The following is a 15277-nucleotide window of genomic DNA, read 5'->3' on the forward strand; positions in this document are numbered from 1 at the left end:
TTCCTGTTCCTTCAATAGCTGTTTATCAGCAGCACGTTTCTTAAAAAAAAACGAATATGATTCTGTCACTCCCTACCGGTTATATTGAGTCCAGCGCCCGGCTGTACAGGTCGATGTCCATTGCCGGCACGGTCCCCAGGTTTTGCAGTTGAGTGAACAGTTTGATGAAGAAGAAAATAAGCGCCTCTTCTGGCGTGCTCGTATCCAAAGATCCATCTTGCTTTAACAGGAACGAGCCGCTGTCGAGAGCGCAGCCGATGTTCAGGTGCTGCCACGGCTTCAGCGTCCCCATTGCCTCATGAAAAGACTTCCCGAACGGTGGGGACCAGTCGGAAGATGTGGTAATGAGGCCGGCCACGATCTCGAACACGGGACGTGGTGGATACGTCCCGCCAGCATGAACGATCGGAACAGACGTCCGCTTGAGTGCACGAACTGACTCCGCTTTTGCGGCTGCGTATTCGATATGCGGCTTGTTGAGTGCCTGTTTGATCTCGAAGATCGCGTAGACGCTCTCGGCGGGAATGAATTTCACGCCGTCGTGGAGAAAGACGAATGGCGAATACTGCTGGTCGTAGATGATAAGATCGATCTGGTCACTACGCGTTCCGGTGTGATCCACAACAAAGGCCGAATCCACGCAGTACCGATTCGGCAAATAAGCGGAAAGGAATTCAATCCAATTTCGTTCAACCGCATCTCCTTTGGTCGGCGCGTGGGTCACATGCTTTCGTATCGAGTTGAGTCTCGTGAGCATCTCCTGCTGCATGTCTAAAAAAAGTTCTTTCATGTTCACTTTCTTGTTCAAGCCGCACCCCTCCTCACCAGATCACGTCTTCCCATCTGCTCATTGCAAGACACTCCGCGGCCTTCTTGCGGATCGCCTCTTTTTCGTATTTGTACAGGTCATCGGAAATGATGTTTTTCGTGTTGGCAGGATCATAAAAGGTCTTCCCCACGAACTCGGTCTTCAGATATTCAAGAAGCGCAATTAAGTTACTTGCCGGCGTGTTTTTGTTCTTTCCCTTCAGCGCCTCGATGACGGTGAGTTCAAGATAAATGGACGGGAAATCAAGGCCGTGCAGTTTGCGCCATATTTTTAGCAGGACAATTTCTACGATGCGGCCGGAGTTCAGGACCTTATCGATGTGAATCTTCACGTTGGTCTGCGTCCAAGTGTTCCGCTTGTTGATATACAAACTGTGCAGATTCGTATTCCCGGGCCGCTTTTTGGCAGGGACCAGATCCACTGCGTTCCCCCATACACGGACCCCGATAGAGACGTTCTGTCTTCTCGTGGCGTAGCCCTTATGCGTTAGAAAGTTATCAAGAAAGTTGTAGATTTCCTGAAGCGTATTCTCCGTGTCAGACCTCAATGAAATAAACAAATCCAGGTCGGAAGAAAGAGAGATTGCCGTACCCTTCGCCCGTGAACCGGAAAGGTAAATATCCTGCAAGCAACTTCCCGCCCACTGTTGGATTACGTTTTTGAGAGGCTCCACGACGTGTAGGTTGGTCAGAAAGTCCACATCTTTCTGGACATAATACTTCTTTGCAATGGAGATCACGTACTGATCTGGTGTCATAAGAGCCCCCTCTATCTCTGTGCAGCCGAAAACGCTGCAACTGCAAAAGAAGCCACAGGCGCTCCCGCCTGCGGCTTCCGTTCTAAGCCTCAATCGGCCAGTCCTTGTATTTTTCTGTCATGGAACACTAGTTCGACTGCGCATTCTAATTACAGAACATTAAAATAAATTCTACGATATCCGACAAAATCCCTTTTTATCAATTGGGATTTTATTGAAATGACTAATTATATAGAGAGAGAATAGTGTAGACGTTTTTTGAAATACAAAACGAATGAGCATCTCGTCCGCAATAGAGATGCTCATTCTGTTTCAATTCATGAATACGTGCTTGATAATACCACGAAGAGATTCAATAGCCGGTGCGCCTGACACACGATCACTCCTCGATTATATATTGTCTGAATCTATGTCATTATTAAAATAGCATTGGCTACATGTTCTAGAATACCTTTCTTTAAAAAGCGAGAGTTTGTAACGAAGATATCGTCACCAACTAATTGAATTTGTTTACCTAGCTGCTGATTGAGCAGAAACCGAATCAAATTGGTACCTTAACAGAGACACTAGATACCATTCAAGAAGCTCAAAAGGCTGGCTACGGTATCGTAATGTCTCACCGTTCAGCGGATACAGAGGATAGCTTTATTTCAGACCTTGCTGTAGCCACCAATTGCGGTCAGATTAAAGCAGGCTCTGTGGCTAGAAGTGAACGCTTAAGTAAGTACAATCAATTAATTCGAATTGAAGAACAGCTTTAATGACATAACAAAAGCATTAGCTTCATCTTTTTGAAGCTAATGCTTTTATTTCTTTATTTCTTCTTTATGTTGAGTCATATTTTGTTTGCGAAAGCTAAAACATTAGCAGCATGTATGTTTCCAACTCCAAGAATTAAACTACCAATGAGCGGTATTAATACAGGGACTGTAAGGAATTTCTGTTTCCACTGCGCGGGAAGTGGCAAGTATAGCCGTTCGGATAGCGCTCCAGATAGTCCTGGTGCTCCGGCTCTGCGTCTCAGAAATCGCCGACCGGTGTCACTTCGGTGACGACCTTGCCCGGCCACAGATCCAACGCGTTCACGTCGGCGATTGTCTCCTCCGCCACCTTTCTCTGCTCGTCGCTCGTATAGTAGATCGCCGAGCGATAGCTTGTGCCGATATCGTTGCCTTGACGGTTCAGCGTCGTAGGATCGTGGATTTGAAAGAAATACTCCAGGATACGCCGGTAGCTCGTCTCCGCTGTATCGAAGATGATTTCGATCCCCTCCGCATGAGTGCCAAGATTGGCTAATTATACATGGTTTCTCAACAGTCTACTCCTACTGTCTTTCCCCTGCTAATGACTAAAGCGGGTATTGGGACCACATTTTTCATCGAGGCTTGATGCCTATGTTTCTGTTCTACATAGACTTTGAATGGGTCATAATTACTTAAACATGATTTATCTAATTTACTTCATCCTCCAATACACGGAGACCATAGAAATACGAGGAGAGGAATGAAGACGTCGCCGACGAGGGTGCCGATTGTTCGCGACCACGACACCTTGCGGGGTTCGGAAGTAGAGTTCATCATTCAACATCTCCTTTGGCTTGTTTATGCCGTCATTTCAACACCTCTTTCTTCAATATTCAAGATGACGACGGTTCAAGAAAAAACATGCTTTATTACAATGATTAACAGCTGGGCCGGCCAAATAAAATTATGAATAATTTTGAAAAAATAGAGCATGATACGATTTAGTCCTTAAATTTCTGTCTTCGAAATCAGCCATAAAGCTAAAGGGTGATGAATGATGAGGCAATTTGCCTTTTACATGTTCGTTTCTTTGATCTTCTTATTGACCGCTTTCAAAGGTACGTCGTCTTATGCCGAACCATCACTGCCGATCGTTACGGCTCAAGGAATTTATTCCATCGAAGTTTACCCTTTGAAATATCGATTAGTTGTGCTTATGCAAGGGCAGAAAATAAAAGAATATCCCGTTGCCGTCGGCAATCCGTCCACGCCAACTCCTGTTGGAGAATACCAAGTGGTTTATAAAGGTAAGGATTGGGGAACTGCATTCGGCCCACGCTGGTTGGGGTTAAACGTACCATGGGGATATTACGGCATACACGGCACGAATAAGTCCTATTCCATCGGCCAGCATCTTAGTCATGGATGCATCCGCATGCTTAACAGTGATGTAATCGAATTATTTGATATAATTCCGGTCGGAACGAAAGTAACGATCTACGGACATGTCTTGGGTGATCCCAACCGTAATCCAAGAGACTTGGCGGAAGGTGACGTCGGCGGCGATGTGCAATTGATTCAATCCCGGTTGAAAAGTGCCGGCTATTTCGTCGGCGTATGCAACGGTAAATTTCGTTCGGACACGACTCTAGCACTCAAGAAATTTCAACGGGATCGTCATCTAGTGCAAAATGGCGTCGTCACGAACAAGGTATATGAAGAGTTCGGACTATTTGAATAGAGGTCTTGATCGGTAGAAATCAATAGATCTGACGCTATCTCCCCTAAACGTTTCCAAGAATATCCATCGATAAGAGACAAGAACTTGTTCGGTTTTCTTTCTTCACTTCTTTTGTAACGAAATAAAGCTGCCGGCATTTTTCTTGCCGTCACAGCTTAACCATTCCTACACCGTTTCAATGAAGAAGACCCAGCATTCACCGGCTGGGTCTTAGACTGTCGACCGACTCTGGGCTGATTTCACCTTGATAACCCTCGGCATCCTTCCAGGTGTTGTCGAACTTTTTGCGCATTAACGTTACGATGTCATCGTCGGCGTTTACTTGTTTCCTGGGGCATTCGCCGTAAGCGTCGATTCTCACTCTCTTATTCCAATGCCCGTGCGCATGTGTATCCGTTCTACGCTACTGGCGCGAACAGTTGATATCCACCTCGCCGCTTCGGTAAATGGCAAGAAGCCGGCCTTCCCCGTCGGCGGCAAAGAGTACGGACCGCTCCCGCTCCAACCGGAACGCATACGTTACCCCGGTCGCGCGGTCTTTCACCCGAACAAGACAGTCCGATGCGGATTCGGACACAAAGATGAACAGCGCGCCGCTGCGAAACGTCAACTTGCGGCCGTAGATACCGGGCCCCTGGCCTTCCAGCCATATCAGTTCTGGCATAACGCCAGCCTGCTTCAGCACCTCTGCGTATACGGCTCTAAGCGTATCGCTTCCGTTGCCAAGCTCCAGCGGGAGCGGCGACCAGATGAGTCGACCTTTTCCCGTGTGATACTCATGCAGGCGGCTGCCGGTCGCCATGCCGGCATGCGCATCAACTCCCATGGCCATCGGGACTTCCTTGCGCAGCTCGGCGATTCGGGTGCCGCCATACCGGATCGACAGTTCTACGCCGCCGACTTGGATCGTCTCCTCGCGCATTACGTTGAGTGTCCGAACGGGGCCGACAAGCGCTTTCGCCCGCGGAGTCGGCCGCCCATATGCATCACGGGCCAGCATGCCGCTCCAGAACAACGTTCCGCCATGCTCGTGCACATGCGCCAGCAGTTGCTCCCAAGCCTCATCGCTGAATTGGCAAGGGCTCGGCACTATAATCAGTTTAGTTGGCGACACCGCCAAGGCCTCCAGGTGATATTCGCTAAAGGCGCGGAACGGAACCTGCAGCTCATAGCCGAGCAGCCGCGTAAGCCGTGTCGTGGCTGCCGCTGCCAGCGGCCGATTAGAGAAGTCGTTCGTGTAAGGATACACGATGGCAACTTCCTCAGGTTCCCGATCCTCAAATAGATCGCGAATCTCCGCCATAAAGCAGCCGAAATGGTACGACACCTCCGCCTCGGGTTTCTGCGTGCCATCCGCCCGCAGTGCGCCGATCATCGATTCATTAATGTTGGGGATGTAGATATTCGTGTTCCAAATCCATTGAACGGCGCCAGCTCCACCTGAAGCGAACGCATAGGCGTACTTGCGCTCCAAAATGTTACGGAGTTCCTCCTCGGAACGCTTCGCCGAACCGTCGGGATTTTCCACATACATGATGCCGGTCTCCTGAACCAGGTTCGGCTTGTCCGGTGTCTTGGCGAAGACTCCGTCCCACAGCAGGTCGTCCATCCCCCACCAGCTATGCACGGACGTATAGTCCACGGCCTCGCCGTAAAAGAACGGCGTCGGCCGGTTGCCGCCGAACGCTTCGTCCTGCCCTACCGTGACCAGCCGTTCCGGCGCAAATTTGCGAATGGTGCCCGCAAGCTCCGAGGCCCAATCGTTGAAGCAGTCCATCGCGAACAAGCAGAAGTCCAGCCAAGGCTCCCCGCGTTTGCCCTCCGCCATGTCCGTAATATCAAAGTTGATCTCGCTGCGTTCCGGCGGCCTTGCGTCAGCAAAGGAAGACAGCTGGTCAGGCGTTCGGTTCCACCTCTCCTGAAGCGCCTCAATGGTCCCGTGGCGCACCTCCAGCCACGCCGCAAAGGCCTGCCGCTCAATGTCGTCTCCCGACGGGTGCAGCGACCACAGCCGTTTCGGGTCAAAAATCGACGGCTCGTTGATGAGATCCCAATTGACGTGGGCTGCCTCGCGATAGCGCTCGGCAATAACAGCGACCAGCCGCTTCTGGCCTGCAAGGCTCCGAGGGTCAAGATACGGATTGACGCCCTCAAACAGCTCCGGCGTAAAGGCGAAGAAGGTAAATGTCACCTCCAAGCCGTGGCGGGCAGCCGTCAGGATGAACGCATCCAGCGCGCGAAGCGCCTCCTCGCTCGGATGGCCGTCCGCGGGGACTAATCGGGACCATCCGTTCCAGAGGCCGGTGCGGATCAGATTGATGCCGGCGGCTTTCATGGCCGCCATGTCCCGGTCCCAGCCCGTCACGTCTGGCAGGAACAGATAGTTCCGTGCTACGACAGGCGCCATGTAGGTCATCCCGACGATGGGGAAGGGCCGCCCCGCCTTCCTGAAATAATCGCGGCCGCATTGCAGCGGCTCGCCGCCCGCCAGCAGCGCCGTGTCCTGGCCCCAGAAGCCTTGTCGAAACGTACGGCTTACTCCGTATGGCGAGACCGCCACTGCCTCCAGCTCGTACAATCCCGGTTCTACGGCAAGTGGAATCGGGATTCTAACGGAAGTCAGCTCAGCTGAAGCGTGAGCCGCCATGCTTGTTTCCCACCGCTGCCTTTGCTCATGTCGGACGCGTAATGTAATTTGCCATTTTCGGCTTCCGCCATTTCGAGCCGAGAAGCTCAAGTCCTGAAGCCGGATAATAGCCATTGGCCGCTCATTGGGCTCATAACAGGCATATCCGGATTTAAGCCATAGCTCCGTGACCCCTTCGGCGGCATAGTGTGACAGCCGCCGGACAAGTTCGGACACAGCCCCGCCCCAAAACTCGGCCTCCAGTGCGATGTTGAGAAAAATCCACCGCGTTCCGGCGTAGTCGCCCTTCGTATGTTCAATCAGTACCGCAGGCGCCGATACCTCTCGTCCATCCTCCGAAATCCCTCTCAACAAGGGATAAATATGCAGATCCATAGGACCTCCCGCCCCGGGGTCGGGCAAATCTCTGGCTTGTGTTCCCTCCAGAACAAAGCCACAGGTTGGACCTATCGCAAATAACCCTTCATAACCGACAATTAGCGGCAAGTCGCTGTTGGCCTTGAGCAGTTTCGTATGAGATGGACTGACGCTGAGCGTTTCGAGAATTCGCAGCCTGCGGAGGTATGCCGTCTGCCGATGACCGGCTTGCCACGCCTCATTTTGGCCGCGCGTTACAGGCCGCGTGAACGGGTCCAATCCAATGGAAATTAGTCCGCCGCCGCGACGCAAAAAAGCCAACATCGCCGTCCATGCCGCTTTGGGGAAAAAAGCGCCGTGCAGATGGATCAAGCAGCCACCATCTTCTGATTGATCAAGCGCCGCTGTCAACGATTTCGCATCGATCAGATCACAGTGGACTAAGCATGAGTTCAGGGCGGCGGCCGATGGCCGGACGCCGTCAAAAGGGAAAGACGGGTCATAAAACAAAATGGGTTTCGACATTGCAAGTGCCTCCTCAAATTACGTCATCGCCATTGCAGTTACTTGACCGCGCCGTTCGTCACGCCCGCAAAAATATGGCGCTGCAGGAATAGATACATAATGGCGGTCGGAATCATGATTAGCACGATGGCGGCCGAGACCATCTGCCAGTCGCCGCTGTTGTTTCCGAAGAAGCGCATAAGCGATGTCGAGACGACGACATTTTCCGGACTCGGCAAGTACAGATACGGCGTAAAGATATCGTTATAAATGGCGATGATCTTCAGAATCGCGATCGTCGCCGTAGCCGGCCCCAGCAGCGGGAAGATGATCGTGGTGAAAATTTTGAACAGCGATGCGCCCTCCAGCATGGCGCTTTCGTCAAGCTCATACGGAATGTTGCGGATGAACTGCAGATAAATGAAGATCATCATAATGTCGGTGCCAATGTACAGCAGGATCGGTCCCATCAGCTTGTCGTGCAGGCCCAGACTCTGGATCGTCTTGAAGTTGACGACCTGGTTCGTAAAGCTCGGAATAATGGTCGCGAACAGGAAGAGGCCCATGACGAGGCCCCTGCCTTTAAACTCGAAGCGGCCGATGGCGTAGCAGAACGCGGAGCCGAGCGCCATGCTGAGGACAAGCGATACACCAATAAGAATTAGCGTGTTTTCATAAGCTCTCAGCATGTCGGCGCTTTTGAACGCTTCGCCGAAGTTCCTCAGGTAAAGGAAGCTGTCCGGCAGCGACATCATTGGCTTGGTATTGAATTCGTCTCGCGTCTTGAACGCGTTGGCGACGATGATGTAAGGCGGATACAGGACGGCAAACACGGCGATGACGAGCGATAGATATTTAAATGTTTCCCATACAGGATTGCGGCGTTCCATGAATTAGTCCCTCCCTCTGAGAATCAAGCGCTGTAAGCCGAGCACGACGATCACGAAGACCAGCAGTACGCAGCTCATGGCGGAGGCCAGTCCGTAATTGTTGAACTGGAAGGCCGTATGCACGATGGAGAGGGCGAACGTCTCGCTCGCGCCGGCTGGGCCGCCCTGCGTCAGTACCAGCGGAAGGTCGTACACTTCAAGCGCGCCGGTTACCGTCAGGAACAGGTTCAGCTCCAAAATTTGGCGCAGGTTCGGAAGCGTAATGTACATGAACGACTTCCAGCCGTTTGCGCCGTCGATGGCAGCCGCTTCATAGATATCCTGCGGAATCGATTGGAGCGCGGCGAGGTAAATGACCATGTTGAAGCCCATGAACCGCCAGAAGCCGATGGAACCCAGCGTATAGTTGATCATCTTCTCGTTGCCGAGCCAGCTCGTATCGCCCGAGAGACCCAGATGCCCCAGCAGGAAGTTCAGCGAGCCGTTCGTCGTGTCGAACACATAGCCGAACAGGTACGCGACGGCTACCCCGTTCAGGATATACGGCAGGAACAGCAGCAGGCGGAAAAAGTTCCGGCCCTTCAGCTTGGCATTCAGGATAACGGCGAAATAAATCGCAAAGATGTTTTGGAAAATGCCGACGACAAAGTAGGCCAGATTGTGCCGGAACACACCGAAAATCTCCGGATTTTTGAAGACTTCCTTATAGTTCGCCCAGCCGATGTAATGCTGGGTCGGACTCATACCGTCCCAATCCGTAAATCCGAGTCGAATCAGTTCCATTGCCGGATAGTACGAGAACGTGAGCAGCAGGATAAGCGGAATTATGATGAAGCCGATAATGATGATGAATTTCTGTCGCTTGAAACTGAGCATGTTTAGCATGCATGTAGCACCCCCCGTTTTCTTATCGCCCTGCATAACAAAAACTTTATTGCCCTGGTGGATTGATCCGCCGACATATGGCAATTCGAACAAAATGAACGACCCGCCTCCACGGATCGTTCACTTTGCCTTAAGTGGTAACCTGGCATTAACCGATAGCTTGCTTGGCATTCGCCCATGCCTTGTTCATTTTGTCAAACACGCTCTGCGGGTTCTTCGAGAGAATGAACCCCTGTTCATACGCGCTCTCATCGATTTGTGCCTTGTTAAGAATCTGTGTCGATTTATCGTTGGCCGGTATCGTCTCGATCATCTGCGGCTTATAGCTCTGGAACTCGGCAAGTTGCGGCAATTTCGCTTGCTTGTCTTTCAACGTCGGGATTAAACCCGCAAAGTCGTCAAAACCGGAATCCTCCACTATCCACTGCACAAAAGCTTTGGCTGCTGCCACGTTGCCGTTCTTGTTCACCGCATAGAACCAGTCAGGGTTCAGCGGAGCCTTAGGCTGGCCGGAATTATCCGCCGGGAATGGATAAAAGCCGATATCCTCCGACTTAGCGCCATTTTCGATGATTTGGTTAATAACCCAGCTTCCCAATACATAGCTCCCAAATTTGCCCTGTGCCACATCTTTCTTCGACTGTTCCCAGTTTGTAGAGTTGACGTCCTTCTCCAGATACCCCTTCGTGTACAGCTCTCGGATGATATTCCACGATTGTCCGTAAACCCCATCCATAGTAAATGGCGCATCAGTGTCTGCCCGGACATTCTTATGATCCGACTTACCGCCGATGATGGTCGGAACATCATCCGTCCATACACCAAGCGGCCACTTGTCTTTAAAGTTCGAGGCGACCGGAACAATGCCAGCCTCTTTAAGCTTTAGACATGCCGCGTAAAATTCATCCAGCGTCTTGGGCACCTCGGTGATACCGGCCTTCTCATAGGCCTTCTTGTTATACACTACGCCCATCGTCGAACCGCCGGCAGAAATGCCGTACATCTGACCATCAACCATCTTCATATCCTTGAACCAGATATCGCCGGAAAGCTTGATATCGCCAAGCGGTGTGAAATACTTCGGCAAATCGCTGTTGGCAATCGATTGGTTTACCAGCATGACATCCGGATATTTGCCGGAGGAAATCCGGATTTTGGAGGCTTTCTCATAATCCTGAACCGCTTCGAATTGAAGCGTGACACCCGGGTACTTCTCTTCAAACCGTTTTTTGTAATCGACAAATTGTTTGCCGATCATGTCCGTACGGTTCGTATAGAATGTAACCTTGCCTTTGATATCGGACGCCTGAGTATCTTCGGCCGATGTCCCGGCGTTTGGCGACTCGGCGCTGCCATTCCTCGTGCTACTGTTATTGCCTCCGCAGCCCGCCATCAGTGTCAGCATAAGAATCGCCGCTAGCATCAATAATGCTGTATTCTTCATCCTTTTCGTCTCCCCTTTGCTTGCGCTTTCATTTGCGTCTTTCCCGTGTCTGTCCTCCTTGGCCCGGTGGCCTGAATCACGGAACTTCGCCCTCAACGAGTATAACGCTGAGTTAAACAAATTTCAATTAAATTATATTATATGAAATTAAATTTAAAAAACCCGCCTTATTCGGCGGGCTCCCATTACCTAACACTCGGACCCAAAGCAGCAAAATCGGATCTGCGGATCATGTCCCGCTGACTCATTGCTTGGCTTTTGTTCAAAGAGACCCGTGGGACGACGCCCGCACCGAACCTTAATGACGATAGCCTCGCCTGGAAACAGTGTTTCGTAGAGGCGGTCGGCGCGCATCCAATACGCGTCGCTGGTTTCCTGGGCATAGACGTGAAGGGCGGTCTCCGTGCCGTCATTTCTTACCACGTAGGATCGTTCGATTTCCGGCATCGTCCCCGTTTCGCACCCGTCCGGAACAGAGCGCCACGGATGCAGCGGCTCGGCGGTCAGGCGGTGCCCCTTAATGTCCCTTGCGGAAGCGTAAATCGCATCTTTTGCCCCGGACGAGAAGATATAAAGATTAGGCACCTCCTCCGAAGCATTCCCCTCCATAATGCATGTTAACCGTACAAAAAACAGTTCGTTGGCAACCGGCGGCACGGTAAAGATGAGCTGGCCGGCGCACACGGCTTTGTCCCGCTCCGTCATTCCTTGGAAGGTCTGCTCATGCAGCCACTCACCGGTCACCGTTAACAACTCGCACCGAACCGTGTAAGCCGATGGATCTCCGGAATGGTGAATGTAAACCGGCGCAGAGAAGGCTTCGCCCGGTGAAAAGTCCAGCTTCCGGTAATCCAGCGATGCATGGTTAGTCGCAAAAGCTTGTTTGACCCAGTAATATGCCATCTTAGGTTCGTGATAATAGTCGATCAGGTTGGTACACGAAATGTTCGGCCACGGTTCGTTCAGCTGCCATATGATGCTGCCGCTGTTTTTAAACTTGCGCCGCCGGTTCGCCTCCAGGATAAAGCGCAGGCCTTCCGCCTGTATCCACTGGCTGCAGGCCGCAAAAAGATCGAGGTGGTCCAATCCCCCAAAAAATGCCGTGTCCCGCTTATACGTATCCCACCACTCGCCGTGATGGCGCCACACGAGGTCGCTAGTCATGGACGCAGGCGTCAAATGCCGGGGACTTAAGAATTTCCGGAGACTCCGCCCCGTGCTCAGCCCGTCAACGCCGAACTCGCTATGAAACAGATTATCGGATTCGGCATACAACTTGTAATGCCCGGGATTCCCTTGGTATTTCCAATGGCCGTGGACATCGTGGCTGACTCCCTTTTCCTCGGTAATATACTGAACCGGGCCCGATGCGGAGGTAGGGAGAAACATACGCTGGGGGTCGTACGCCTCCACCAGTTCGCGAAGCATCGCGAGATTGGAATCCCCGTAATCGGACGGCTGGTTCGGGGCGCTCATGAGTTCGTTGCCCCCGCTCCATACCGCTAAGGATACATGATTCCGCCGGTCCTTTAGCGCCGCCTTGGCGGTCTCCCGAAGCAATTCCAGAAACTCAGGTCGCTTGGAAGGAATATTGTCCACCCCGGAGCTAGACTGGATGAACTCCTGCCATACGAGAATGCCAAGACGGTCGCAGAGCTCATAGAATACCGTCTTCTCAATGACGCCGCCACCCCACACGCGAAGCATGTTCAAATTAGCCTCCGCAGCCAATCGAATCAACCACTCGTACCGCTCCGGCGATACATTGCCGTAGAGATGGTCCAGCGGCGTCACATTGGCTCCCTTGATGTAAATACGGCGGTCGTTCACGACAAACGTATAGGGCAATGCGGATTCGGGGCTGTCGTCGTTTGGAAGATAGCGCAGCTTCCGGATGCCCGTACGGAGCTGTTTGTCGTCCAGAACCCGGCTGCCGTCGCGTAGCGTCATCCGCACCCGGTACAATGGCTGGGGGCCATATCCGTTGGGGTACCACAGCTGCGGTGCTTCGACCCTGGCCCGAACCGTCTTGCCGCCCGGTACAATGGCGTCCTCCCATTCAAAAACGGGGCTTCCTGCCGGGTCGGTCACGGCGATATGGAGCCGGAGCCCCCTGTTGCCCGCTGCACAATCGCCCGCTGCCGTTTGGACCGCGTTGCTTATGTCAATGATGCCCATGCCGTCTTCGACATCCGTAGCAACATGGATGTTGTCAAGGTAATGGCTTTGTTTGACACGGATGACAACATCGTCCCACAGACCGAGGTTCACCAGGCGCGTCGAGAAATCCCACTTGTAATTAAAGCGGCTTTTTTGCGTAAATGTCTCTGAGGTTTTGCCGATTTGCGCCATCTCATCCGGCGCTTGCTTGAGAACGATCCGGATGTCGGCCGGACCAGCTTGCCGAACCAGCGACGTGATATCGAATACGGCGGGATGGTACATGCCTTTATGTGCGCCGAGAAGGTTACCGTTAAAATAAACTAGCGCCTCGTAATCAAGCCCCTTGCACACCAGTTCGATGGTCTCGCCTTCCACAGCGGGCATCTGGAACCGGCACCGGTACATCCACCAACGGTTTTCGACCCACTCGCAGTGCAGGCTGTTCAGATCCCGGTAAGGATCCTCGATAAATCCCGCCCGGAACAAGTCCACATGCACGCCGCCCGGCACAGTGGCAGGCATCCACTCCGTCACCCCGAGCAGTTCGTCTCCGATCTCCATGCTTACCCCTTTTAGTGGGACCCACGGCCAATAGCCTTTAAGCTCCCACTGCTCTCTTGCCAATGAAATTTCCATTCAATACGCTCCTCTGTCTATCATGCATAGGGTGTGACGCAAATGAGAAGAGTATAAAATTTTATGAAATAAAATTCAATATATTTTAATTATTTTTAAAAAAGAATAAGGCCTACCGTCCTGCTGCGCAGGGGCACGCCTTATAGACACGTTTATTGTACGCTTCCGGATAACGCCGCGGTGCTCTCCCGTTTGATGTAACGGGTTGGCAGCTGGACCAGCTCCAGAAGGGTGCCGGGATCAAGAATGCGACGGTGTACAAGTTCCACCGCTTTTTGCCCGAGCTCCTTTCGCGGTACGCTGACGGTTGTCAGCCCGGGGTGCGTGTGCCGGGCCAGTGCGAGATCGTCGAAGCCGCAGATCGAGATCTGCCCGGGACAAGCGATCCCCCATGCGGTGCAAAGCCTTAAAACCTCAATAGCCACCATATCGTTGGCGCAGAACATGGCGGTTACCGGGTCTTCACCTGTCATATGACGGTGAATGTCTTCAGCAAACGAATCGGAAATATAATTGCCCCAGCCGCTGACCCCCATGCCTTTAATCGACCTGCCGTCGATTGCGCGGCCGGTAAGGACTTGGAAATCTGCAATCGCTTGGTCAAACCCCCGCTTGCGTTCCGAGAAGCTCAAGGCAGATGTCTCGTCGCCCACAAAGGCCAAATGACGGTGTCCGTCCTTAAGCAGCTCAGTCGTCGCTTCCCATGCCCCGTAAAAATTATTTGCCAGCACGTGATCGCTGACCGGACTCCACTCATTGCTGTCCACTAGGACAACCGGCAGCATGAGTGCTCTCAGCAGCTCGATATAATCCCGGGGAATATGGCCAAGCACAATGACTGCGTCCACGTTCTTATCTTTGACGACGCCCGGTATGCCGGATTGCGGGGTGAGGGCGATGTCGATCCCCGTAAGCATCAAATTATAGCCGATCTGGGAGGTGCCTTGATGAATGCCTTGAATCAGCGTTCCCCAATATTCAAAATCTCCGAGATAGGCTTCAGGCAGCAGGACGGCGAGATTTCGCGTCGCATCTCTTACCTGGACCTTCTTGGCTGCTTTCACTCGATATCCGAGCTCCTCTGCCGTTCGCCAGATTGTCTCCCGGGTGACGTCGTTCACTGCCGGGTCATTCGACAGCGCTTTAGAAACGAGTGCCTTGGAGACACCCAGCCGCTCCGCGATCGTTTGCAAGGTTACCTTCTTCATTCAATCAACCCTTCGAGAATCTCATCATGTTCCTTATCATAACGATGTTTCTTACAATTTTCAATTTTCTTCAACAAAAAAGAGCTGCCGAGAAAGATCTCGACAGCAATAACGGGTACCGCTATTTTAATTAAGCAGGCCAGTGACACAGCCGCCGCTAAATTTACCGATAATGGGAAACGAAACACGACGGTCAACAGCTGCGTTTCCTGTTACGCCGTCCAAATAAACCGTATATTCTTCCTCCTCGACTCGGAACAACGGAATTAACGTTTCTTCATCGTCCGTATCATCAATGACAGAAAACGCTAAGCGTTCACTTTGGGTTTTAATGATTTTTTTGTTGAGATTGTGGTATGAAAGGCCCGCCATAGCACGATTGCACCTGATTTGAGCCAGCAGGACGGGGCCGTACATGACGGAAGCGATACCATCTATGCCTTGAAGCGAAACAAAGTGCAAGCTCGCATCGA

10 protein-coding genes and 3 pseudogenes are annotated in these 15277 nt (G+C 52.1%); 2 read left to right on the forward strand and 11 right to left on the reverse strand.

From position 1 onward, the window contains the following. Positions 1 to 79 precede the first annotated feature (79 nt). The 3 genes and pseudogenes from BMZ79_RS29340 to BMZ79_RS29350 all read right to left on the reverse strand — a co-directional run. Entirely contained in the window at positions 80 to 808 is a 729-nt protein-coding gene (locus BMZ79_RS29340; protein ID WP_090647638.1) for a DUF6602 domain-containing protein, read from the reverse strand. 13 nt (positions 809 to 821) lie between these two features. Continuing rightward, positions 822 to 1586, reverse strand: coding sequence for a nucleotidyltransferase domain-containing protein (locus BMZ79_RS29345; protein ID WP_090647641.1), 765 nt, complete (start codon positions 1584 to 1586; stop codon positions 822 to 824). 416 nt (positions 1587 to 2002) lie between these two features. Beyond that, a pseudogene (locus tag BMZ79_RS29350) lies at positions 2003 to 2119 on the reverse strand (hypothetical protein); the annotation flags it as partial. Between BMZ79_RS29350 and eno the strand changes: the two are divergent. Further along, positions 2120 to 2347, forward strand: a pseudogene (gene eno / locus BMZ79_RS29355) (phosphopyruvate hydratase); the annotation flags it as partial. It lies immediately after the preceding pseudogene. A gap of 154 nt (positions 2348 to 2501) precedes the next feature. Here the strand turns inward: eno and msrA are convergent. Then, a pseudogene (msrA, locus tag BMZ79_RS29360) lies at positions 2502 to 2876 on the reverse strand (peptide-methionine (S)-S-oxide reductase MsrA); the annotation flags it as partial. A gap of 531 nt (positions 2877 to 3407) precedes the next feature. Between msrA and BMZ79_RS29370 the strand changes: the two are divergent. Next, the gene (locus BMZ79_RS29370; RefSeq protein WP_256253219.1) at positions 3408 to 4070 is read left to right on the forward strand and encodes a L,D-transpeptidase family protein; all 663 of its coding nucleotides are present in this window, start codon (positions 3408 to 3410) and stop codon (positions 4068 to 4070) included. Between the two features lie 403 nt (positions 4071 to 4473). On the opposite strand, the gene BMZ79_RS29375 is transcribed toward BMZ79_RS29370, so the two are convergent. From BMZ79_RS29375 to BMZ79_RS29405, 7 genes are all read right to left on the reverse strand, one after another. After that, positions 4474 to 7599: an alpha-amylase family protein gene (locus tag BMZ79_RS29375; RefSeq protein ID WP_090647653.1), complete on the reverse strand. Its 3126-nt coding sequence runs from the start codon at positions 7597 to 7599 to the stop codon at positions 4474 to 4476. A 38-nt stretch (positions 7600 to 7637) separates the two neighbouring features. Further along, complete coding sequence (locus tag BMZ79_RS29380; protein WP_090647655.1) at positions 7638 to 8468, reverse strand: carbohydrate ABC transporter permease; 831 nt, start codon at positions 8466 to 8468, stop codon at positions 7638 to 7640. A gap of 3 nt (positions 8469 to 8471) precedes the next feature. After that, positions 8472 to 9353: a carbohydrate ABC transporter permease gene (locus tag BMZ79_RS29385; protein WP_090647657.1), complete on the reverse strand. Its 882-nt coding sequence runs from the start codon at positions 9351 to 9353 to the stop codon at positions 8472 to 8474. Between the two features lie 148 nt (positions 9354 to 9501). Next, positions 9502 to 10797 carry an ABC transporter substrate-binding protein gene (locus BMZ79_RS29390; RefSeq protein WP_090647659.1) on the reverse strand — a complete coding sequence of 432 codons (1296 nt, stop codon included), beginning with the start codon at positions 10795 to 10797 and terminating at the stop codon, positions 9502 to 9504. 189 nt (positions 10798 to 10986) lie between these two features. Further along, on the reverse strand, positions 10987 to 13596 hold the full coding sequence (locus BMZ79_RS29395) for a glycoside hydrolase family 2 protein (RefSeq protein WP_090647661.1): 2610 nt from the start codon (positions 13594 to 13596) through the stop codon (positions 10987 to 10989). Between the two features lie 152 nt (positions 13597 to 13748). Further along, positions 13749 to 14804, reverse strand: coding sequence for a LacI family DNA-binding transcriptional regulator (locus tag BMZ79_RS29400; RefSeq protein ID WP_090647664.1), 1056 nt, complete (start codon positions 14802 to 14804; stop codon positions 13749 to 13751). 126 nt (positions 14805 to 14930) lie between these two features. Beyond that, positions 14931 to 15221 (reverse strand): hypothetical protein, encoded by a 291-nt coding sequence (locus tag BMZ79_RS29405; protein ID WP_090647666.1) that lies wholly within the window; start codon positions 15219 to 15221, stop codon positions 14931 to 14933. Positions 15222 to 15277 lie beyond the last annotated feature (56 nt).

Origin of the sequence: Paenibacillus sp. UNC496MF (genome assembly GCF_900113915.1) — a bacterium.
In the GTDB taxonomy this organism is placed as follows: Bacteria; Bacillota; Bacilli; order Paenibacillales; family Paenibacillaceae; genus Paenibacillus_Z; species Paenibacillus_Z artemisiicola.